Genomic DNA, 22,188 nt, shown 5'->3' on the forward strand with positions numbered 1-22,188 from the left:
TTAGGATTCATTCCTAGCCTTTTTCTTGTATCGTGAGGAAGGCATGAAGGTATCTTATAGTGGAGGTCGGGTTGCGTAGTTATGACAGAGAAACTAGTTACAGTGGGTAAAGTAGCGAATACACATGGTATTCGTGGTGAGATGAAGATTGTGCCAGAAACGGATTTCCCAGAACGGTTCGACAAAGGCAGTTCATTATTGATTGTGGACGCTCAAAATAAGCAAACGCCGGTGACGATCAAGACGTCCCGATTACATAAAAACCTGTTTATTGTTCAATTTGACCAATTTTCCAATATCAATGATGTGGAGAAATTCAAAGGCTCCCTTGTGAAAATTGAAGCGAAGCATCAACAGCCGCTTGAGGAGGGAGAATACTATTATCATGAAATCATCGGCTGTAAGGTGATTACAGATGAGGGGCAAGAATTAGGACTTGTCACAGAAGTATTGACCCCAGGTGCAAATGATGTTTGGGTGGTTGGTCTCCCAAAAGGGAAACAACTCTTGCTTCCTGTCATTGACGACGTCATTCTTGATGTCGATGTTGCTAACAAGTCGATACGGATTCATCTGATGGAAGGGTTAATGGAATGAGAATTGATGTATTAACCTTGTTCCCTGAAATGTTCGAGGGGGTATTCTCCTCCAGCATTTTGGGGAAAGCTCGTGATAAGGAAATCGTGTCACTCAATACCGTTAACTTCAGGATCTATTCCACGAATAAACATAATACGGTCGATGATTATCCTTACGGCGGTGGTGGAGGTATGGTGCTGAAGCCAGAGCCGATTTTCGGTGCGGTTGAAGATTTGCCTACGTACACAACGCCAGAAGGGGCGCCGGCAAAGCCGCGTGTTATTCTGCTGTGTCCGCAAGGTGAAACTTTCACGCAGAAGAAAGCCGAGGAGTTGGCGGGCGAGCAGCATTTGGTCTTTATTTGCGGCCATTATGAGGGCTATGATGAGCGTATAAGACAGCATTTGGTGACAGATGAGCTTTCCGTTGGTGATTACGTACTGACTGGTGGAGAAATCCCAGCCATGGTCATTATAGACAGCGTAGTAAGGCTCTTGCCTGGTGTGCTTGGGAATGAGATGTCCGCTGTGACGGATTCCTTCTCAACAGGGCTGTTAGAATACCCTCACTATACGAGGCCAGCCAAGTTTAGAGAGTGGGAAGTTCCAGAAATGCTCCTATCGGGCCATCACGAAAATGTGAAAAAGTGGCGCTTAAAGGAGTCGGTGATCCGTACGTTGGAGCGGCGTCCTGATTTGCTTAAGGATCGCGTCTTGTCCAAGGAAGAGAAGAAATGGGTAGACGAGTGGCAGAAGATGAGACAGGAAGAAAGTACAGTTCAAGAGAAATAACTCCTTACTAACTTCTCTATTGAATTTTCGAATGGACTGTGATATCATATATTCTGTTGTGATTTTTTCAACAGTTCGAGTCTGGTGGTCCTCTACGCATAACAACTTAGATATACTAACTATTAGCGGAATGAACACCTGTGTGGAAGGAGGGAGTCAACTATGAATCTTATTCAAGAGATTACGAAAGAGCAACTCCGTACGGATATTCCTAATTTCCGTCCAGGAGACACACTTAAAGTACACGTAAAAGTTATCGAGGGTACTCGTGAGCGTATTCAGCTGTTCGAAGGTGTTGTTATCAAACGCCACGGCGGTGGAATCAGCGAAACGTTTACAGTTCGTAAAATTTCTTACGGTGTGGGTGTGGAAAGAACTTTCCCATTCCATTCTCCGAAGATTGACAAGATTGAAGTGGCTCGCCGTGGTAAAGTTCGTCGTGCGAAACTTTATTATCTGCGTGGTCTTCGCGGTAAAGCTGCAAGAATCAAAGAAATTCGATAGTAAAAATGGGGGGCTTGTTCAGTCAAGTCTCCTTTTCATTTTTCTGTACATAATAACGATAACACCAAAACTGGAAGTGAGGCCGTCAGTGATGGAACATAATGATCAAATTCAGCCCAATCCGCCAATGAGTGCAACGGAATCGAAGGGCACACAGGTGAAGAAGGAAACGTGGGAATGGATTAAAGCGTTAATTATCGCAGGTGTACTTGTTATTGTGATTCGTTGGTTTCTATTCTCGCCTTTTATCGTGGACGGGGATTCCATGCATCCTAATTTCTTCACGGGCGAGCGATTGATTGTTAACAAAATTGTGTACGATATTCGTGATCCGAAGCGCGGTGAAGTCATCGTTTTCCATGCGCCTGAAGGCAAAGATTATATCAAGCGTGTAATCGCACTTCCTGGTGAGACTGTGAAAGTCACGGGAGATAAAGTTTTTATTAATGGCGAAGAAATGCATGAGAATTATATTCAAGACGCCATTGATCAAGCGGTAAAAGAAGGTCATCCGTATAATACGTTATTGGATTTCCCTGAAACGAAGGTGCCGGAAGGCGAGCTTTTCGCAATGGGGGACAACCGTCCGAATTCCAAGGACAGCCGAACGAAAAGTGTTGGCTTTGTGCCTTACAATAAAATCGTAGGCCGCGCCGAAGTAATTTTCTGGCCGGTAAACAAAATTAGGTTCATACATTTTTGAGGTGAAGAGACATGACCATTCAATGGTTTCCTGGTCATATGACCAAGGCTCGCAGGCAGATTGAGGATAAGCTTAAACTGATTGATGTCGTGATTGAGCTCCTAGATGCCCGCATCCCGCTTTCCAGCCGAAACCCGATGGTTGATGAGATTTTGAAAGGTAAGCCGCGGCTCGTATTGCTGAACAAGAACGATCTTGCCGATCCGAAAGCTACAGCAGAGTGGGTGCAATATTTTGCCGATCAAGGCTTGCCCGCGTTTCCGATTGACGCTGCGACAGGTACGAACGTGAAGGAAATCTTGCCGCGCGTGAAACAACTATGGGCGCATAAGATTGAAGCTATGCTGCGCAAAGGGATTAATCCTCGCGCGATCAGAGCGCTCATCGTCGGGATTCCGAATGTCGGGAAATCTACGCTAATCAACCAACTTGCAGGCAAGAAGATTGCTGCCACTGGCGATAAACCTGGGGTTACCAAGGGGCAACAGTGGATTAAGGTTGGCACCGAAATGGACCTGCTAGATACACCGGGAATCTTATGGCCGAAGTTCGAGGACCAGATGGTCGGTATGCGTTTGGCAGCCACGGGTGCGATTAAGGAAGAGCTTTTACATTTGGATGAAATTGCTCTCTTTGTCATTAAATATATGGTCCAGCATTATGGAGCAGGGATTCAGGAACGTTTTGGCGTTCAAGACCTGCCAGACGATATGGATAATATTCAAGAAATGGTGAAGGTCATGGAGGCCATCGGGCGCAAGCGCGGGTGCATTGTAAGTGGAGGTAAAGTTGATTTAGACAAAACCTCCCTAATCATTATTCGTGATTTAAGAGCAGGGAAAATGGGACGTATCTCGTTAGAAAAGCCATTTTAAACTGGACAGGAAGAACCTGGGGAGAAGTGACTCCTTAGGTTCTTTTCTTTTTTCTCAGGAGAAAAATGGGTGTGGCTTGACGAAGCGCCGATCTTATATAATGAAGGCATGGAAAAGGGGCGTAGTTCATGCTGGATTATGAGAAAGATTTATGGGAACAAGGATTTTGCAGCGTTGCTGGAATTGATGAGGTAGGGCGAGGGTGTTTATTTGGAGACGTTGTGGCAGCGGCCGTCATTCTTCCGAAGGGGCATGTTCTTGAAGGTGTCAATGATTCTAAAAAGTTGACGGAGAAGAAACGTGATTTGCTGTTTGATCAAATTAGGGAAGAAGCGATCTCGATTGGTATTGGGATTGTCAGTGTAGATGAGATTGAAGCATTAAATATCAAGCAGGCCTCAAGACTTGCCATGAAGATAGCCGCCCAGCAGTTGCAGGTTAAACCTGACTTTTTGCTGGTGGATGCAGAAAATGTAGCGCTAGATTTGCCGCAAGCTGCCATTATTCATGGAGATGCGTTAAGTCAGTCCATTGCTGCGGCTTCGATTATTGCCAAGGTCACAAGGGATCGGATGTGTTTGCAATGGGACGAGCAATATCCAGAGTACGGAATTAGTGTACATAAAGGGTATGCGACCAAACATCATAGAGAGATGCTGTTGCGTTATGGTCCGACACCGTTACATCGGAAATTATTTATACGTAAGATTATGGCTCAATTGGACGAGCAAGCGATTGTGCATGAGAACGAACAACTTGTATTTGACTGGATATAGCCCTGCACATGTAACGAAATGGTGCGCATTGGCCGATAACATACATAGAAGCATTTCAATTTGAGGTGAGCGGAGTGAATATTAGCGGACTAATTCGAAGCCTGGTAGGCGATTTAACAGCGTCTGAGCCCAAAGTGCTTGAGTTAAAAGTTGGACAAATTGTAAAAGGTGTCGTGCTTCAATTATTGAGTGATCAGGAAGCACTTTTAAATATTGGGGGCACCCAGGTGCGTGCGAAACTGGAGACGCCTTTGAAACAAGGGGATGTCACGATGCTGCAGGTGCAGCCTGAGTCAGGCCGCGGGCAAATCATGCTTAAACCGCTTGCGGCTTCGGATGTGCAAATTACAGATGACTCGCTTGGCGAGCTTCTTAACGCTTTTGAAGTGAAAGATTCCGTAACCACCCGTCAAATGGTACAAAAAATGCAGCAGGAAGGCGTTCCCGTTACCAAAGATAATGTGAAAGCTTTCGAAACTGTCATGCGGGACATTCCGCAGGGTGTGGACAAAGAGGAGTGGCTGCAAGCTGTCGTATTGGTGAGTAAAAAAGGGCTGCCGCTCACCAAGGCAACGGTGGACGCGGTCAAGCAGGTCACACAAGGCCCGCCTGCGGGGCAGGTGTTGGAGCAGCTGGAGCAGCAGGCTGCCGCGCTGCTCGAGCAAGACCCGACACACCCTGCGGCGGATACCGCCAAGCAGGTTGTGTCGTTATTGAGAGAGCTGCGGGCTTCCGCCGCAGCTGCTGTTGTTGTTGCGGAGCCTGCTGCGCAGGGCTCCGCGGAAAAGCCCGCGGCGGCGCCAGCGCCGAGCGCCGCGGCCAAGGCTGCGCCAGCTGCTCCGCAGGCTGGCGGTGGCGCTAGGGCTGAGGCTGCGCCGCCTCAGCCGCAGGGCAGCGTGCCTGCGGCCGCTGCCAGCACCGCGCCCGCCGCTAGCGCAGCAGCGGGCGAGGCCCCCGCGCCGGCTGCGCAGCCGGTGGCCGCTCAGCAGGCTCAGGCGCGCAGCGCTGAGCCTGCCCCCCAAGGCGAACCGCTGCAAGCGGGTTCGCCAGCACTAAAGCCCCCTGCGAAGCACGAAGGGGCTCAACCAACCGGAGAGGCGCAGCATGCAGCGCCTCCGCAAGAAGCTGCTCCAGCGCCTAACTGGATCAGCCGAATGCTCAAAGCCGTCGGTGTCGAGCATGAATCGCACTTAGCCAGTAAGCTGAGCGAGGGACCTGCCGCAGGCACAGCAAAAATCGGCCCGTCATCAGCGGACGATGTGATGTCATTTTTAGCTAACACTGTGGATCAACCAGCAGCGGAAGGTGAAAAGCCAGTAGGCGATAACCTAAAAAGTCTGCTCTTACAGTTAACGGCTTCCGATGACGCCCCAGCACCGCTTAAGGAAGCTGCGCAGCAAGCCATCGGGCAAATCACAGGTCAACAGTTGATGTTGACGAATGACAAAAATGCGATGTTTACACAAATGACATTATTCGTTCCCTTTTTAAATCAATCGGGTCAGCAAACTGCCGCGATCCACATCCAGTCCCGCAAAGGGAGCCGCGGGGAAGTGGATGCGAACAATTGTAGATTATTGTTTGATCTACAAATGAAAATGATGGGAAATACCTTACTAGACGTGCAAGTAGTGAACAAAATTGTTTCGCTTAACGTCCATAATGATCACCCTGCATTGGCAGCACTCATGGAGTCATCCAAAGATGAAATTGCAGCCGCGATGAATGCCGTAGGCTATCAATTTATTTCCTTAAAGGTATCGTCGTATCCGAAGCCTTCCGAGGTTCAGATGGGTAATGATGATGCTGGGAAATCATTTTCACTGGAAGGTCGTCTAGATCTGAGAGAATTGTATCAGCCGAAAACATATCGAGGGGTTGATTTTCGCGCATGAGTCCTCTGAAGAAAAACAACGAGATTGCCGAGGCAACCCCGCTGAAGAAAGCTGTCGCATTGCGATATTCACCAGAATTACAGAAGGCCCCGACTTTGATCGCCAAAGGCAAGGGTCATCTAGCGGAAACGATTTTACAGAAAGCGAAGGAAAACGGCATCCCCATTCAAGAGGATAAATCGTTGGTTGAGGTGCTTTCTAAGCTGGATCTTGATCAAGAAATTCCGCCGGAGCTTTACCAGTTGGTAGCGGAAATCTTGAGTTTCATTTATCGCTCTGATCAGCGAATGAAACCGACGAGGCACGTGTAATGGGTGAACAACGCAAAGATGATAGAAAAATAGTGGGGAAGCGCGGAGAGGATCTGGCTGAATCCTATTTAATTGATCACCATTATCGCATTGTTGCGCGCAATTGGCGTTGTCGTTCGGGCGAGGTTGACATTATTGCCGAAATGGATCACAAGCTCATTTTCGTTGAGGTACGTACACGGCGGCCATCATGCCGATTCGGGACGGCGATTGAGTCAGTCGATTACCGTAAGCAAATGAAAGTGCGAGAAATTGCGCAAGTGTATATGCATCGTTATCAGAAGTATGGCATTTCTGTACAATTCGATGTCATAACAGTTGAGCTTGGCGATGGTCAGCAAGAACCGAAGATTGTTCATATTCAAGGAGCCTTTTAAACCGTCACAACGTGATAGGTTCAAAAGGCTCTTATTGTCTTCCGCATCTGTCTTTGCATTTGTCTTCCGCATCTGTCTTTGCATTTGTCTTCAGGCATCTATCTTACCGCTTCTGTCATTCCGTTGTAATTCCCCGCTCACATTTCCTCAACGCGCTGATTCTTATCCAATTTCCGATATTGAATTGCTTCTGCCAAATGTGCAGGAAGAATAGGATCACTTCCATCCAAATCCGCAATTGTCCTGGCTAGTCTTAGAATGCGATCATGCGCCCGTGCGCTAAGACCCAGTGCTTCAAAAGATGCACGCAACAGTTGATCACCATCAGGTGTTAATCGGCACATCTCTCTCATCAGTCTGCCATTCAATTCATTATTATGTTGAATATCTGTGCCAGCATATCTGCGCATCTGTCGATGATGAGCCTGCATAACCTGATGACGCATCTCGGCGGAGGATAGATTCGAAGTCGTATCTTTTAGTTGAGTGTAGCTTGGTTTGGGCACTTCAATATGGAGATCGATGCGATCGAGAAGCGGGCCTGAAATTTTGGACCGATAATGGAGAATCTTGGCAGGGCTGCATGTACAGGCGTTCGTCTCTGTCTCGGCGCCATAGTAACCGCAAGGACAGGGATTCATCGCTGCAGCTAAAATGAAATGTGCTGGAAAGGTATAGACAGCTCTGGCCCGAGCGATCATGACTTGCCGATCTTCTAACGGTTGTCTCAGTACCTCTAGTGCATTTCTCGAAAATTCAGGGAGTTCATCTAGGAAAAGAATACCTCGATGCGATAGACTCACTTCGCCAGGTTTCGGGATGCTCCCACCCCCAATGAGTCCAGCAGACGAAATTGAATGATGTGGAGCGCGAAATGATCTCGAGCGCATTAAGGTGGACCGATCAGTCAGCTTACCCGATACACTATAAATTTTCGTCACTTCTAGCGCTTCCCGGTCGGTCATCGGTGGGAGAATCGTGGGCAAACGCTTGATGAGCATGGTTTTTCCAGTTCCAGGCGGTCCAAGGAGAATTAAGTTGTGCATGCCAGCAGCTGCAATCATCATGGCACGCTTTACTTGATGCTGACCGTTTACATCCGCGTAGTCTTCTATGTACGGAGATGTAGCCAGCTCATTTTCAAACAAGTCATCACCGAGTTGCTCCCGAGCATGGAAAATCGCATTAGGGTAGGCTCCCTGATTCCAATTTTTGAAATCAGATAAATTCCGGATCACACATACCTCTGTATCTGCGATTAGAGCTGCCTCCGGCGCATTGACAGCTGCTAGACATACACGTGTAATCCCTCTTTTTTTAGCAGCATGGACCATAGAAAGAACGCCGGGAACAGGCCGAAGGGACCCATCCAAAGCGAGTTCGCCGAGAAATAACGTGTTCGCGTAACCGTTCATATGGATCTGGCCTGTTGTGACCAAAATGCCCACCGCAATGGCAAGATCGAAGGAGGAGCCTTCCTTGCGCAAATCTGCTGGAGCTAAATTCACCGTAATCCTATCCATGGGGAATGTGTAACCACAATTTTTGATCGAGGAGCGAACTCTTTCCACGGATTCACGAATGGCCGAGTCAGGTAGGCCGACTAGATTAATTTGCGGCAAACCGCTCGATATATCAACCTCAACCTCGATGGGCTGACCTTCAATACCTTGTAAACATGCGCTCAATACTTTACCGTACACAGAAAAACACCTTCTTCTCCTTAGGATTGCAGTTCTAGCGAACTGAGCTCTCTACGGATAAAAGGTGCTTCCTTATTAATCCAATATATGGTTATTATACGCCTAAATCGTTATTTTAAGCAAACGGTACGTTATATAGGCAGGTTTTAAAAATCTGTGACATGCGCATACTGGAAGATGAGGTGATGATATGCAGGAAAAGCCATATTTTTGTCCGAACTGCCGTTCGAATCGAATTAAATTCAACGTAATTACAAGCTATGCACAATCCTTTATGAAGGATGCGCATTCAGGTCATTTTATGGAATTTCATGATCCCAATGTGGTCCCTGAGCCTGAAACCGACGATACAATGCCTAATTTGCAACTTTACAGGCAATGAAATGCGGTTTATTAAGCAAGCAGAGCGTGAGCCGCGGATGGATAGTACACCAACTTCGTATTCCTAGATAAGTTACCTAAACGACGTATTTTTCTATAATTTAGAAAATACGTTTTTTATTTTTAAGCTAAGGTGATAGCTAAAGTTTTTCACAGTGAAAGGAAAGTTTGAATGACTTCATGAAAAAAATAAAGAAACTGTCGAAAATAATGTGATACAATGGTTAGGGCTTGCGAAGAAGTGTGATACTAATTCCGGTAGCAAGATATATTCTCGTGCACAACGTCAATTGGAAATTACACTTTTCCTTGTATAGCACGTATAGAAAGTCCATACTGATAGGAGGATTTTAGGAAATGAATATCCATGAGTACCAAGGCAAAGAAGTCCTGAGACAGTACGGAGTCAGCGTTCCTAACGGAAAGGTTGCATTTACCGTAGACGAGGCTGTTGAAGCTGCGAAAGCACTCGGAACGTCCGTCGTTGTTGTAAAAGCGCAAATTCATGCCGGAGGTCGCGGTAAAGCAGGCGGCGTTAAGGTAGCTAAAAACCTTGATGAAGTGCGTACATATGCTAGCGAAATACTAGGTAAAGTGCTTGTCACTCACCAAACTGGTCCAGAAGGTAAAGAAGTGAAACGCCTTTTGATCGAAGAGGGCTGTGACATTAAGAAAGAGTACTACGTTGGTGTTGTTGTTGACCGCGCAACAGGCAGCGTTGTTCTGATGGCTTCTGAAGAAGGCGGAACAGAAATTGAAGAAGTAGCTGAGCACTCTCCTGAGAAAATTTTCAAAGAAGTCGTTGATCCAGCGATTGGTCTTCAATCTTTCCAAGCACGTCGTCTTGCACACTCCATCAATATTCCGAATGAGCTTGTGAACAAAGCAGTGAAGTTCATGCTTGCTCTTTATAAAGCTTTTGTTGAAAAAGATTGCTCGATCGCTGAAATCAACCCACTAGTTGTAACGGGCTCTGGCGACGTTATGGCGCTTGATGCGAAATTAAACTTCGATTCCAACGCTCTTTTCCGTCACAAAGATATCGTTGAGCTTCGTGACCTTGAAGAAGAAGATGCAAAAGAAATCGAAGCTTCCAAATATGACCTTAGCTATATCGCACTTGATGGCAACATCGGTTGTATGGTTAACGGCGCTGGACTTGCTATGGCCACTATGGACATTATCAAGCACTACGGCGGAGACCCTGCTAACTTCCTAGACGTAGGGGGCGGTGCTACGAAAGAGAAAGTTACGGAAGCTTTCAAAATCATCCTTTCCGACGAGCAAGTGAAAGGGATTTTCGTTAACATTTTCGGCGGTATCATGCGTTGTGACGTTATCGCTGAGGGCGTTATCGCTGCTGCTAGAGAGCTAGGACTTTCCCGTCCGCTTGTTGTTCGTCTTGAAGGTACGAACGTTGAGCTAGGTAAAAAGCTTCTTAACGAATCTGGCTTGAACATTGTTGCTGCTGATTCCATGGCGGATGGCGCACAAAAAATTGTTGCACTAGTTAAATAAAACTAAACCCGCGCGGTTTAGAATCATATAGGGGATGTGAACAATCGATCATGAGTATTTTGGTCAATAAACATACAAAAGTCATTACTCAAGGGATTACCGGCGCTACGGGTTTGTTTCATACCAAAGGCGGCTTGGACTACGGCACACAAATGGTGGGTGGCGTAACTCCTGGTAAAGGCGGTACGACAGTAGATATCACTTTGGAAAACGGCGAACTAGTGAAGCTGCCAGTTTTCAACACGGTTGTTGAAGCGAAAAAAGCAACGGGTGCAACAGCATCTGTTATTTATGTTCCTCCAGCATTCGCAGCTGAATCGATTATTGAAGCAATCGAAGCTGAGCTTGAGCTTGTTATCTGTATCACAGAAGGTATTCCGGTACTTGATATGGTTCGCGTGAAACGCTACCTTGAAGGCAAAAATACCGTTCTAATCGGACCTAACTGCCCAGGCGTTATCACACCAGGCGAGTGCAAAATCGGTATCATGCCAGGTTACATCCATACACCAGGTCACGTAGGCGTTGTTTCCCGTTCTGGGACATTGACTTACGAGGCTGTTCACCAATTGACGACGCGCGGGATTGGACAATCCTCCGCAGTTGGTATCGGTGGGGACCCAGTTAAAGGATCCGAGTTTATCGATATCCTGAAACGTTTTAACGAAGATCCAGATACGTACGCAGTTATCATGATCGGTGAAATCGGCGGTACGGCTGAAGAAGAAGCAGCAGAGTGGGTTGCGGCAAACATGACGAAACCAGTTGTTGGCTTCATCGGCGGTAAAACAGCCCCTCCAGGCAAACGTATGGGCCACGCAGGTGCCATCATTTCCGGAGGTAAAGGTACAGCAGCAGAGAAAGTTGCAACAATGGAAAGATGTGGAATCCGCGTAGCGGCTACACCATCCGAAATGGGTTCAACACTTGTTAGCGTACTTGAAGAAAAAGGCATGCTAGACAAAGTTATTACAAAAAAATAGTCTTCGTTTCACGAAGGTAAGCAACCTTCCATCTCCCTGAATAGGGATTTGGGAGGTTTTTTCTTTTTTCGAAATGATGCATAAATTTGTCATTCATGAAAGGAGTGTATATACTAATGGATAATCGACATTGTTTAATTGGTTTGCATGAATTGGAAGGGGTTGGCTGGAAAACGATTGATGGGCTATTGCGTCGATTCCCCGAACCAAGTGTGTTACTGCAGCTTTCTGTCGATGAAATGATCGCAAGCGGAATCAGGACTGCTGTTGCTGAGGGGATTGCGCAGTACTTGACGCCATTTTTTGTTGAACAAAAGTTAGAGATGTATCATAGGCAAGCGATCCAGATTGTTACTCGTTTAGACGAGGATTACCCAGCGCAGCTCCAAGAAATTGCTCAACCGCCATGGGTTTTGTATGTAAAAGGTGATGTAAAGCAGTTATTGCGTCCACATCTCGGAATTGTAGGCACACGAACGCCTACCTTATATGGAAAGCGAATTGCTGAAGAGTGGGGCGCTTCGCTCTCGCGGTCTGGATTTAGCATTGTGAGTGGACTTGCACGTGGAATTGATAGTAAAGCACATATTGGTGCACTTCAAGGAAGCGGGAAAACGGTAGCTGTTCTTGGCTGCGCCATTAATACGATTTATCCACGTGAGAATGCCCTGCTATATCGCCAAATTGAGCAAGGTGGTGCGATTATCTCGGAATACCCGATCGGTACGGGGATGAGGCCAGGCATGTTTCCGCAGCGGAATCGAATTATTGCTGGTTTGTCGTTAGGCGTAATGGTTGTGGAGGCGGCCGAGGATAGTGGCTCTCTGATCACGGTTGAGTTTGCGGTTGATGCATCACGAGATGTGTTCGCGGTTCCAGGACCGATCCATTCGAGGCAAAGCAGCGGCGTTCACAAGCTTTTGAAGGATGGCGCGAAATTAGTTACACGGGTTGAAGAAATTGTCGAAGAATATAAACACATTCATCCTAAGGTTAAAATAAATGAGGAAATCAAGCTAGAAACGTCTTTAAGTCTATCCAATGACGAAGTCGAAATAGTTCGAATGGTGTCGGAGACACCGATTTCGATTGACACTTTATTAGAAGACACACAATTTACGTTTGGACATTTGCATGCAGTTCTGTTATCTTTGGTATTGAAAAAGGCGATTAAACAGCTTCCGGGTTCAACTTACATTCGAGCTTAGGCTAATCACGAAGTTTTGCTTCTCGCCAAGTAACTTTACCTTGAAACTAAGAGGGGAGGAAGGACGAACCATGGCAGATTCTTTAGTCATTGTTGAGTCACCAGCAAAAGCCAAAACCATCGGCAAATATTTAGGCAGTAAGTTTATCGTAAAAGCCTCGATGGGTCATATTCGCGACCTTCCGAAAAGCCAAATTGGCGTAGAAGTCGATCGTAATTTTGAGCCTAAATACATAACAATTCGCGGTAAAGGTTCTATTCTTAAAGAACTAAAGGATGCCAGCAAAAAAGTGAAGAAAGTCTATCTGGCAGCGGATCCGGATCGTGAAGGTGAAGCGATCGCTTGGCATTTGGCACATTATTTGGATGTGGGTCCAGATGAACTATGCCGTGTCGTATTTAACGAGATTACGAAAGAAGCCGTGAAGGACGCTTTCAAAACACCGCGACGCATTAATCAAGATTTGGTGAATGCGCAGCAGGCCAGACGTATCTTAGATCGACTTGTTGGTTACAAGATCTCTCCTTTGCTTTGGAAAAAGGTGAAGAAGGGGCTATCCGCAGGACGAGTCCAATCCGTTGCTGTGAAACTCATTCAAGATCGTGAGAATGAAATTAAAGCATTTGAGCCTGAAGAGTACTGGTCCATCACGGCCGTTCTTGATGCTGGTAAAACCGTCTTCGAAGCCAAATATCATAGTCATAACGGTGAGAAGAAGGAACTGCACTCGCAAGCGGATGTTGATATGATCCTAGCTGCGATGGGGAACGATGCCTTCGTTGTGAAAGAAGTAAAGGAGAAAGAGCGTCAGCGTAATCCTTCTCCGCCTTTCATTACAAGCTCCCTGCAGCAGGAAGCTGCGAGAAAGCTTAATTTCCGTGCTTCCAAGACAATGTCTGTCGCACAACAATTATATGAAGGAATCGATTTAGGTAAAGAAGGAACCGTCGGGTTAATTACCTATATGCGTACGGATTCAACGCGTATTTCTCCAGTCGCCCAAGATGAAGCGAGAGAGTTCATTTTGACCAAATATGGCCCGAGTTTCTACCCAGAAACGCCTCGTCAATATTTGAAGAAAAACGCGAATGCACAAGATGCGCATGAAGGGATCAGGCCAACGTCTGTACTTCGTGAACCCGATCAAATGAAGGAATTCCTGAGCAGAGATCAGTTGCGCTTGTACAAGCTCATTTGGGATCGCTTTATTGCGAGTCAAATGGCTTCAGCGATTTTAGATACGATGACGATTGATCTAAGTGCAGGGGAAACGATTTTTAGAGCGAATGGTTCGAAAATGAAGTTTGCCGGGTTCATGAAGGTGTACGTGGAAAGCAATGATGATGGCACCACGGAAGAGGATAAGTTATTGCCTCCTCTATCCAAAGGCGATTCGTTGCAAAAACAAACCATTGAGCCGAAACAGCACTTTACACAACCGCCTCCGAGGTACACAGAAGCCCGCTTAGTTCGCGCACTTGAGGAAATGGGTATTGGACGCCCAAGTACGTATGCACCAACGCTGGAAACGATTCAGAAGCGTGGCTACGTGGCGATTGAAGAGAAGAAGTTCGTTCCGACGGAGCTTGGAGAGCTTGTCATCCAGCTTATGCAAGAATTTTTCCCGGAAATTCTCGATATCGAGTTTACGGCTCATATGGAGGAAGAGTTAGACTTTGTTGAAGAGGGGAAAGAGGATTGGGTCCGCGTCTTGGATACGTTCTACACCTCTTTTGAGAAGCGACTTGAATTCGCGGAAGAAGAAATGAAGGAAATTGAAATCCAAGATGAAGTGTCGGATGAGCTCTGTGAGAAGTGCGGCAAGCATCTTGTTTATAAAATGGGACGATTCGGCAAGTTCCTGGCATGCTCTGGATTCCCGGATTGCCGCAATACGAAGCCGATCGTGAAAGATGTCGGTGTGACATGCCCGACTTGTCATGCAGGCAAAATCGTTGAGCGTAGAAGCAAAAAAGGCCGTGTCTTCTACGGATGTGACCAATATCCAACATGTGACTTTGTTTCCTGGGATAAACCAGTTAACAAGCCATGTCCTGCCTGCAGCTCGTTGATGATTGAGAAACGAACCAAGAATGGTGTAACCATTCAATGTACACAATGTGATCATAAGGAAGAAGCGCAAGAAGATTCCGATCACGCAGATGAATGAAAGATTAGAGGTGTCTGATTTTGCCAGAGAATCAACAAGTAACAGTCATCGGCGCAGGATTGGCAGGCAGTGAAGCTGCTTGGCAAATCGCCCGCCAAGGCGTACCTGTTACCTTATATGAAATGCGTAATAAACGTAAAACTCCCGCGCACATTACGGATAAGTTCGCGGAGCTTGTCTGCAGTAACTCACTACGGTCAAATGGCCTCACCAATGCAGTAGGTGTCTTGAAAGAAGAGATGAGACGGATGGATTCTCTCATTCTTTCCTGTGCTGACAAGCATGCAGTGCCTGCAGGTGGCGCATTGGCCGTCGATCGTGACGGTTTTTCACAAGCGGTAACGGATACGTTACGTAACCACCCATTAATTGAGGTGCGTAATGAAGAAATTCAAACGCTGCCAGAGGGTATTGTTGTGGTGGCCACAGGTCCGCTGACATCGCCAGATTTGGCGGCTGAACTTAAAGCGTTAATGGGAGAGGAGTATCTTTACTTCTATGACGCGGCGGCGCCGATTGTAGAGAAAGATTCCATTGACATGAACAAGGTGTACCTGGCTTCACGCTATGACAAGGGCGAAGCAGCTTACCTCAACTGCCCAATGACGGAGGAAGAGTTTAATGTTTTCTATGAAGCTCTAATTACGGCAGAGGTTGCTGAGTTGAAGGAATTCGAGAAAGAGATCTACTTCGAGGGATGCATGCCGCTAGAAGTAATGGCGAAGCGAGGGAAACAGACAGTTCTTTTCGGGCCGATGAAGCCTGTTGGCCTCATTAACCCGCATACAGGCAAAATGCCGCATGCCGTCGTTCAACTTCGTCAAGATAATGCAGCAGGTACGCTGTATAATCTTGTAGGCTTTCAAACACATCTGAAATGGGGCGAGCAGAAGCGGGTCCTTCAGCTAATTCCTGGTTTGGAGCAAGCTGAGTTTGTTCGTTATGGTGTCATGCACCGCAACACGTTTATCAACTCACCTAAGTTGTTAGAGCCAACGTATCAATATAAACGTCGCGAGAATTTATTTTTCGCAGGGCAAATGACAGGAGTAGAGGGTTATGTAGAATCTGCTGCTTCGGGCTTGATCGCAGGGCTTAATGCAGGACGGATGGCCAAAGGCCAGGAGCCAGTAGTTGTACCTGCTGAAACGACGTTAGGAAGTATGGCGCAATACATCACTACGGCTGATTTCAAGCATTTTCAACCGATGAATGCCAACTTTGGACTGCTGCCAGCTTTGCCAGAGCGTATTCGCAATAAAAAAGAAAAGTATGAAAAGCTGGCTAATCGCGCCATTGATCATATTCAGAATTTTGTGAAAACAGTTTCCGAATAAGTTGTCATGAGATGATTCCCTATGTTACTATAATTATGTTTTGTAGCATTTTTCATTCTTTTGATCATACATTTACCTCTAGATGCGGTCTTCTCAGACATTAGGACCTCGCTAGAGGTTTCTCTCATTTTTGCGGCTCATACCAATATGTGGACATCAAGTGAATGGATCTAATTATGATAGAGGGGTGATTGCAATTGGAACCGAATCAAGCAACGTTTCATGCGACTACGATCTTTGGCATCCGTCATCAAGGAAAGGGCGCGATTGCGGGCGATGGTCAAGTAACATTTGGCAATAGTATGATTATGAAAAGCACGGCCAAGAAAGTAAGGCGTTTACATAGAGGGAAAGTCATTGCTGGATTTGCTGGTTCCGTTGCTGATGCCATTACACTATTCGAGAAGTTCGAAGGCAAGCTTGAGGAGCACCATGGTAATCTTCAACGCGCAGCTGTTGAACTTACGAAGGATTGGCGTCAAGATCGTGTGCTTCGCAGATTGGAAGCTATGATGATCGTGATGGATGCTACAGGATTGTTACTCCTCTCCGGTAACGGTGAAGTAATTGAGCCGGATGATGGTATATTGGCAATTGGTTCAGGCGGGAGCTTCGCGCTTTCTGCTGGCAGAGCCTTGCATCGACATGCACCAAATCTGAGTGCCAAAGAAATTGCTCATGCTGCCTTAACGACAGCTGCTGAAATCTGTGTGTTCACTAACCATAATATTATTGTTGAAGAAATTGAGTAGATTTGCTATACATTATTCAATTGGCTAATCGCCTACATTCAAGGAGGGTCCATGATGGCAACTAGCTCTCTTACGCCAAGACAAATTGTCCAGGAACTTGATCGATATATTGTAGGTCAGAAAAAAGCAAAGAAGTCTGTTGCAATCGCCTTGCGAAATCGTTACCGTCGCAACTTGGTGGAAGAGAGTATGCGGGATGAAATTGTCCCTAAAAATATTCTCATGATTGGTCCGACAGGTGTAGGAAAGACAGAGATTGCGCGCAGACTGGCTAAGTTGGTTGGAGCTCCTTTCATAAAGGTTGAGGCTACCAAATTTACGGAAGTTGGGTACGTTGGTCGTGACGTAGAATCAATGGTTCGTGATTTAATCGAGACAGCCGTTCGGATGGTGAAGGCTGAACGCATGGAGAAAGTGAAGGATCGCGCTGAGAAGCTTGCCAATGAGCGGTTGGTTACCTTGCTTGCTCCGAGTGCTACAAGGCCCAAATCGCAGCGTAATCCGCTGGAGATGCTGTTTGGCGGCAACAATAAGGATGATCCTGAGGAAGTGACGCCAGATCCATCTCTTGCTTCTAAAAGAACTCAGATCGCGGAACAATTGTCCCAAGGTAAATTAGAGAATGATCTTGTTGAGATCGAAGTTGAAGATGCTGCACCTTCAATGCTGGATATGCTAGGCGGCCAAGGCAATGACCAAGTAGGAATGAATATGCAAGAGATGCTCGGGAATCTAATGCCGAAGCGAACTAAAAAGCGGAAGTTAAACGTTAAAGAAGCTAGAAAAGTTTTGACTCAAGAAGAAGCGCAAAAATTAATTGATATGGATGATGTTATCCAGGAATCGATTCAGCGTGCTGAACAAAGCGGTATAATTTTTATCGATGAAATCGATAAGATTGCAAGTAACAGCCGCGGCGGCAGTGGGCCTGACATTTCTCGGGAAGGCGTGCAGCGTGACATCTTGCCAATCGTGGAAGGATCGACGGTTGTGACGAAGTATGGTCCCGTTAAGACGGACTATGTGTTATTCATAGGCGCTGGTGCCTTTCATATCGCCAAGCCATCCGATCTTATCCCAGAACTTCAAGGTCGCTTCCCGATTCGTGTCGAGTTAAGCGATTTGACTTTGGAGGACTTCGTTTCGATCTTAACGGAGCCTAAGAACGCCTTGACGAAGCAATACACAGCTTTATTACAAACAGAAGGTATAACAGTGGACTTTGCAGAAGAAGCTATTCATGAAATTGCTCGCATTGCCGTTGAAGTGAATCAGCAGACGGAGAATATTGGGGCTAGACGGTTACATACCATTTTAGAAAAATTGCTGGAGGACTTGTCCTTTGAAGCTCCTGATATCACGTTGGAGTCTATTGTTATCAATCCGGCTTATGTCCGTGAGAAGTTAAACAGTATCGTACAGAATCGAGATTTGAGTCAATACATTTTATAGAAACAGCAGGTTGTAGCAAGTAGGAGGCAGTTACATGAGTTTATTAACGAAAACAAGAAGGCTGAATCGGTTGCTTCAGAAGGAAGCGGGCAATGCGGTTAGCTTTATGGATATGGCTGAAGTATTGCGCGATATTGTTATCGCCAATATCTATGTTGTCAGCCGAAAAGGCAAAATTTTAGGTTATGCGGTTACGAATGATCCCGTGTCGCCTGAGATGAATCAAGCGATTCTTACGGAGCGGAGATTTCCGACGGAGTCGAATAATTTGTTGTTGAAAATTGAGGAGACGGCATCTACATCCGAACCGGATAGCCCTTACTTTTATTACACGGATCAAATGAAAGATATGTTCCCAGCTACGCATACGACGTTAGTTCCGATTATTGGAGGTGGCGATCGACTAGGGACGCTGATTTTGAGCCGCAGTGAAGGTCACTTTATCGATGATGATCTCATTCTAGCTGAGTATGGATCGACGGTGATTGCGATGGAAATTTTAAGAGAACGTGCCGAAGAAATCGAAGAAGAAGCTAGAAGTAAAGCCGTTGTACAAGTTGCGATCGGTTCCTTGTCCTTTAGTGAGATGGAAGCCGTGGAGCATATATTTGAAGAGTTGGATGGCAAAGAAGGGTTATTGGTGGCGAGTAAAATCGCGGACCGTGTAGGAATAACTCGCTCGGTAATTGTTAATGCACTACGTAAGTTGGAAAGTGCAGGAGTTATTGAAACACGTTCACTTGGTATGAAAGGCACTTATATCCGTATTCTAAATGAGCAATTAATTCAAAGCATTGAACTAATGAAAACAAAATTATAGTAATTGGTTATCTAAGCCCTATCTGGTAAAAAGATAGGGCTTTTTTCTTATTGTAACTTAACGTAATATCTTAGATGATAGGTAGTAGAATCCAAAGGTTTACAAATTTCTACATAAAGAACTATTTTGGTGTGCTTAACGAAAATAATGTCGAAACAAGAAGGAATCGAATCAGATCTTGTTGAATTAGTTACATCGAATATTTTTTAGAGCGAAGGGGAATCATTCATGTCTTTATTGGATAAGCCAAGTTGGAACTTAATGGAGCGCTCGCTAGATGCATCGGCGTTAAGACAAAAAGTAATAGCGAATAACATTGCCAATGTGGATACCCCAAAATTTAAACGGTCTGATGTTGCTTTTGAGGAGTTATTGCAAGACCAAATGCATGCAGGTACGCCTTCGATTGAGGGAAGACGGACGGATCCAAGACATTTTGTAATAGGTAACTCGACCCATATACCGAACTCTGAAGTAATTGAGGATAAATCGACAGCAATCAACAATAATTTAAACAATGTCGATATGGACTATGAAATGTCGTTAATGGCCAAAAACCAGCTTAAATATAACGCCATGATTCAACAAATGAACAGTGAATTTAAAAAAATGCGCACAGTGCTGGGAGGCAGATAATAAATGAGATTGACGAACGGATTTGATATCAGCTCTTCCGCGTTAACAGCACAAAGATTACGGATGGATGTTGTTTCCTCGAACATTGCGAATGCGGACACAACGAGAGCGAAATTCGTGAATGGCAAGTGGGTGCCTTATACTAGGAAACTAGTTTCCTTTGAGACCAAGTCACAACCAACATTCGCACAATCCCTAAACTCAGCTATGGCAGATGGTACAGGTGAGGGTGTCCGTGTGAATAAAATTTTTGAAGATCGTTCGCCGCTCAAACAAGTGTATAACCCGACGCATCCAGATGCGGATACGAATGGATTCGTCTTTATGCCGAATGTTGATATTACCAAAGAAATGGTGGACATGATCTCGGCGACACGGTCGTACGAAGCGAACGTAACCGCTTTAAATGCAAGCAAATCCATGATATCCAAAGCTTTAGAGATCGGCAGATAATTACGACAGGAGGTTACGGCATGATAGATAAGATTAGCTATAGCCCAATTAATATCATGAGTTCGGTTCAACCCAAAGATAATAGTGGTGAAGGCGCCGCGGACTTAGGGAAGAAATTCGGTTCATTCCTCAATGACGCGATTACAAATCTAAATACGCAGCAATTACAAGTTGATCAGTTGAATGAAAGCTTCATTAAAGGCGAATTATCGGATGTGCATCAGTTGACGATTGCAGCTGAGAAAGCATCGTTAGGACTCGAATTAACCGTTCAAGTTCGAAATAAAGCGCTAGAAGCTTATCAAGAAATGATGAGAATGCAGCTGTAATTCATAGAGATGCTGCTAAATTTGGGTCAATGAGGTGACAGAGTGAACGAGAACCTGCTCCAGTACTGGGAAAAGGTGAAGCAATACTGGAATCGTTTTAATCGAACGAACAAAATTATAATTATAGCTACCGTGCTATTACTAATACTAACTGCCGCAATCATCAGTATTAATTTATCAAAAACGGAATATTCACTCGCATTTACAGATCTGCAGCCAAGTGATGCTGCTGCGATTAAATCTTATCTTGATACGTCAAAAATTCCTTACCATCTAAGTGCAGATGGAAAAAGTATAGAAGTGGCAACGAACGAAGTCGCGAATGTTAAGCTGGGGGTTGAATCTCAAGGCTTAAATAAGAATGGATCACTTGGTTTTGGTGAATTTAGCGACAGCAGTAAATTCGGTATAACAGATAACGAGTTTAAAGTGAAATATATTAATGCAGTTCAAGGCGAGCTGCAACAGTTGATTAATGGCATCCAAGCCATTTCAAGTTCAAAGGTTAACGTTTCTCTTCCTGAAGAAGGCCCCTTTTTAAAACAGCAAGCTGAAAAAGCTTCAGTATCTGTTGTTTTGAAAGTGAAACCAGGCTATGTCCTTGATCAATCAAAGGTTGATACAATTTATAATTTAGTCTCACATAGCGTTAAGAACTTACCGTTAGAGAATATTACAATTTCCGATCAAAATGGTCAGAGTCTAAATTCGTCGAAAAATGACGGTAACACATCGTCGAATGTTTCTTCGAGTCAAGCTGAGATTAATAAGCAATTCCGTAGTGAATTGCAGAAGAACATTACCTCGATGTTGGGTACGATGTTTGGATCAGATAAAGTGAGTGTCAGCGTGTTTGCAACGATGAATTTTGATCAGAAGAAATCCAAAGAGGATTTTTTTACAGCTCCAAATGCAGCTGATCAAAAAGGTTTAGAACGCTCCTTGGCAGAAGCCAGTGAGTCTTATACGAATAACGGTGCGGATTCTGGCGGCGTTCCTGGTACTGGTGAATCCGATGTTCCAGGTTACCCAGGTTCATCTAATTCAGGGAAATCCAACTCGGAGAAAACGAGTAAGACAATTAATTATGAACTGAATCACATTACGAACGATATTATTTCACAACAATATGTTGTCAAGGACTTAAATATCAATGTTGGCATTGAGCCACCTGTGAAAGACGATCCTAATTCATTGACAGCTGAGACCAAAACGGCCATTCAGAATGCCTTGGTGAACATTGTTAGAACAGCACTAGCAGATAACAAAACAACGTATACAGATGAAGAATTACAGAAGAGAGTCACCGTACTTGCCCATGCCTTTGCTAGGCCGACAGATACAAGTGCTACGAAAACGACGACATATCTGACATACGGTGGTTTAGCACTCGCTGCACTTGCCATTGGTGCCATTGCTGGCTTTGCTATACGGAAGCGCAGAAGAGCAACGCAATTGTTGGCAGAACAAGAGTTGCAAATGTCAACTGCGAAACCTGAACTTCCTACTGTTGATATCGAAAATGTTACGAATGACAATCAAGTGCGAAAGCAGCTTGAGACGCTTGCCAAAAAGCGCCCAGAAGATTTCGTCAATCTGCTTCGTACTTGGTTAGTAGATGAATAGAGGTGCACT

The 22,188-nt window shown here is 45.4% G+C and carries 23 protein-coding genes; 22 read left to right on the forward strand and 1 reads right to left on the reverse strand.

Going from position 1 to position 22,188, the window contains the following annotated elements:
* The first annotated feature begins 81 nt into the window (after nucleotides 1–81).
* The 9 genes from rimM to MJB10_RS11230 all read left to right on the forward strand — a co-directional run bounded on the left by rimM (nucleotide 82) and on the right by MJB10_RS11230 (nucleotide 6,811).
* Entirely contained in the window at nucleotides 82–597 is a 516-nt protein-coding gene (gene rimM, locus MJB10_RS11190; protein WP_314804838.1) for a ribosome maturation factor RimM, read from the forward strand.
* Nucleotides 594–1,370 (forward strand): tRNA (guanosine(37)-N1)-methyltransferase TrmD, encoded by a 777-nt coding sequence (trmD, locus tag MJB10_RS11195; RefSeq protein ID WP_314804840.1) that lies wholly within the window; start codon nucleotides 594–596, stop codon nucleotides 1,368–1,370. Before rimM ends, trmD begins: the two co-directional genes overlap by 4 nt.
* Nucleotides 1,371–1,532: 162 nt before the next feature.
* Complete coding sequence (gene rplS / locus MJB10_RS11200; RefSeq protein WP_028558249.1) at nucleotides 1,533–1,874, forward strand: 50S ribosomal protein L19; 342 nt, start codon at nucleotides 1,533–1,535, stop codon at nucleotides 1,872–1,874.
* Nucleotides 1,875–1,965: 91 nt separating this feature from the next.
* Nucleotides 1,966–2,577 (forward strand): signal peptidase I, encoded by a 612-nt coding sequence (lepB, locus tag MJB10_RS11205; protein ID WP_397386597.1) that lies wholly within the window; start codon nucleotides 1,966–1,968, stop codon nucleotides 2,575–2,577.
* An 11-nt stretch (nucleotides 2,578–2,588) separates the two neighbouring features.
* On the forward strand, nucleotides 2,589–3,452 hold the full coding sequence (gene ylqF / locus MJB10_RS11210) for a ribosome biogenesis GTPase YlqF (protein ID WP_314804843.1): 864 nt from the start codon (nucleotides 2,589–2,591) through the stop codon (nucleotides 3,450–3,452).
* Between the two features lie 128 nt (nucleotides 3,453–3,580).
* The gene (locus MJB10_RS11215; RefSeq protein ID WP_314804845.1) at nucleotides 3,581–4,228 is read left to right on the forward strand and encodes a ribonuclease HII; all 648 of its coding nucleotides are present in this window, start codon (nucleotides 3,581–3,583) and stop codon (nucleotides 4,226–4,228) included.
* Nucleotides 4,229–4,293: 65 nt separating this feature from the next.
* Nucleotides 4,294–6,123 carry a hypothetical protein gene (locus MJB10_RS11220; protein WP_314804847.1) on the forward strand — a complete coding sequence of 610 codons (1,830 nt, stop codon included), beginning with the start codon at nucleotides 4,294–4,296 and terminating at the stop codon, nucleotides 6,121–6,123.
* A complete protein-coding gene (locus tag MJB10_RS11225; RefSeq protein ID WP_314804849.1) occupies nucleotides 6,120–6,434 on the forward strand; it encodes an EscU/YscU/HrcU family type III secretion system export apparatus switch protein in 315 nt (104 codons plus the stop codon). Before MJB10_RS11220 ends, MJB10_RS11225 begins: the two co-directional genes overlap by 4 nt.
* Nucleotides 6,434–6,811 (forward strand): YraN family protein, encoded by a 378-nt coding sequence (locus MJB10_RS11230; RefSeq protein WP_314804850.1) that lies wholly within the window; start codon nucleotides 6,434–6,436, stop codon nucleotides 6,809–6,811. The genes MJB10_RS11225 and MJB10_RS11230 overlap by 1 nt, the downstream gene beginning before the upstream one ends.
* A 137-nt stretch (nucleotides 6,812–6,948) precedes the next feature.
* Here the strand turns inward: MJB10_RS11230 and MJB10_RS11235 are convergent, their stop codons facing one another.
* Nucleotides 6,949–8,514 (reverse strand): YifB family Mg chelatase-like AAA ATPase, encoded by a 1,566-nt coding sequence (locus MJB10_RS11235; RefSeq protein ID WP_314804852.1) that lies wholly within the window; start codon nucleotides 8,512–8,514, stop codon nucleotides 6,949–6,951.
* A gap of 190 nt (nucleotides 8,515–8,704) precedes the next feature.
* Here MJB10_RS11235 and MJB10_RS11240 point away from each other — a divergent pair, with 190 nt between their 5' ends.
* From MJB10_RS11240 to fliF, 13 genes are all read left to right on the forward strand, one after another.
* Nucleotides 8,705–8,896 carry a hypothetical protein gene (locus MJB10_RS11240; protein ID WP_314804854.1) on the forward strand — a complete coding sequence of 64 codons (192 nt, stop codon included), beginning with the start codon at nucleotides 8,705–8,707 and terminating at the stop codon, nucleotides 8,894–8,896.
* Nucleotides 8,897–9,252: 356 nt separating this feature from the next.
* Nucleotides 9,253–10,413, forward strand: a complete 1,161-nt coding sequence (gene sucC / locus MJB10_RS11245; protein ID WP_314804856.1) for an ADP-forming succinate--CoA ligase subunit beta — start codon at nucleotides 9,253–9,255, stop codon at nucleotides 10,411–10,413.
* A gap of 50 nt (nucleotides 10,414–10,463) precedes the next feature.
* On the forward strand, nucleotides 10,464–11,396 hold the full coding sequence (gene sucD / locus MJB10_RS11250) for a succinate--CoA ligase subunit alpha (protein ID WP_314804857.1): 933 nt from the start codon (nucleotides 10,464–10,466) through the stop codon (nucleotides 11,394–11,396).
* 116 nt (nucleotides 11,397–11,512) lie between these two features.
* Complete coding sequence (gene dprA / locus MJB10_RS11255; RefSeq protein ID WP_314804859.1) at nucleotides 11,513–12,604, forward strand: DNA-processing protein DprA; 1,092 nt, start codon at nucleotides 11,513–11,515, stop codon at nucleotides 12,602–12,604.
* A gap of 70 nt (nucleotides 12,605–12,674) precedes the next feature.
* The gene (gene topA, locus MJB10_RS11260; RefSeq protein WP_314804861.1) at nucleotides 12,675–14,774 is read left to right on the forward strand and encodes a type I DNA topoisomerase; all 2,100 of its coding nucleotides are present in this window, start codon (nucleotides 12,675–12,677) and stop codon (nucleotides 14,772–14,774) included.
* 20 nt (nucleotides 14,775–14,794) lie between these two features.
* The gene (gene trmFO, locus MJB10_RS11265) at nucleotides 14,795–16,111 is read left to right on the forward strand and encodes an FADH(2)-oxidizing methylenetetrahydrofolate--tRNA-(uracil(54)-C(5))-methyltransferase TrmFO (RefSeq protein WP_314804862.1); all 1,317 of its coding nucleotides are present in this window, start codon (nucleotides 14,795–14,797) and stop codon (nucleotides 16,109–16,111) included.
* A 197-nt stretch (nucleotides 16,112–16,308) separates the two neighbouring features.
* Nucleotides 16,309–16,863 (forward strand): ATP-dependent protease subunit HslV, encoded by a 555-nt coding sequence (gene hslV / locus MJB10_RS11270; protein WP_314804863.1) that lies wholly within the window; start codon nucleotides 16,309–16,311, stop codon nucleotides 16,861–16,863.
* Nucleotides 16,864–16,917: 54 nt separating this feature from the next.
* A complete protein-coding gene (gene hslU / locus MJB10_RS11275) occupies nucleotides 16,918–18,315 on the forward strand; it encodes an ATP-dependent protease ATPase subunit HslU (RefSeq protein WP_314804865.1) in 1,398 nt (465 codons plus the stop codon).
* Nucleotides 18,316–18,349: 34 nt separating this feature from the next.
* Entirely contained in the window at nucleotides 18,350–19,135 is a 786-nt protein-coding gene (codY, locus tag MJB10_RS11280) for a GTP-sensing pleiotropic transcriptional regulator CodY (RefSeq protein WP_314804866.1), read from the forward strand.
* A 228-nt stretch (nucleotides 19,136–19,363) separates the two neighbouring features.
* Nucleotides 19,364–19,771, forward strand: coding sequence for a flagellar basal body rod protein FlgB (gene flgB / locus MJB10_RS11285; RefSeq protein ID WP_314804867.1), 408 nt, complete (start codon nucleotides 19,364–19,366; stop codon nucleotides 19,769–19,771).
* 3 nt (nucleotides 19,772–19,774) lie between these two features.
* Nucleotides 19,775–20,224, forward strand: a complete 450-nt coding sequence (flgC, locus tag MJB10_RS11290) for a flagellar basal body rod protein FlgC (protein ID WP_314804869.1) — start codon at nucleotides 19,775–19,777, stop codon at nucleotides 20,222–20,224.
* Nucleotides 20,225–20,244: 20 nt separating this feature from the next.
* On the forward strand, nucleotides 20,245–20,553 hold the full coding sequence (fliE, locus tag MJB10_RS11295; protein ID WP_314804870.1) for a flagellar hook-basal body complex protein FliE: 309 nt from the start codon (nucleotides 20,245–20,247) through the stop codon (nucleotides 20,551–20,553).
* A 42-nt stretch (nucleotides 20,554–20,595) separates the two neighbouring features.
* Nucleotides 20,596–22,179, forward strand: a complete 1,584-nt coding sequence (gene fliF / locus MJB10_RS11300) for a flagellar basal-body MS-ring/collar protein FliF (RefSeq protein WP_314804872.1) — start codon at nucleotides 20,596–20,598, stop codon at nucleotides 22,177–22,179.
* The last annotated feature ends 9 nt before the right edge of the window (nucleotides 22,180–22,188 follow it).

Origin of the sequence: Paenibacillus sp. MBLB1832 (assembly GCF_032271945.1) — a bacterium.
GTDB classification, from domain to species: domain Bacteria; phylum Bacillota; class Bacilli; order Paenibacillales; family NBRC-103111; genus Paenibacillus_E; species Paenibacillus_E roseopurpureus.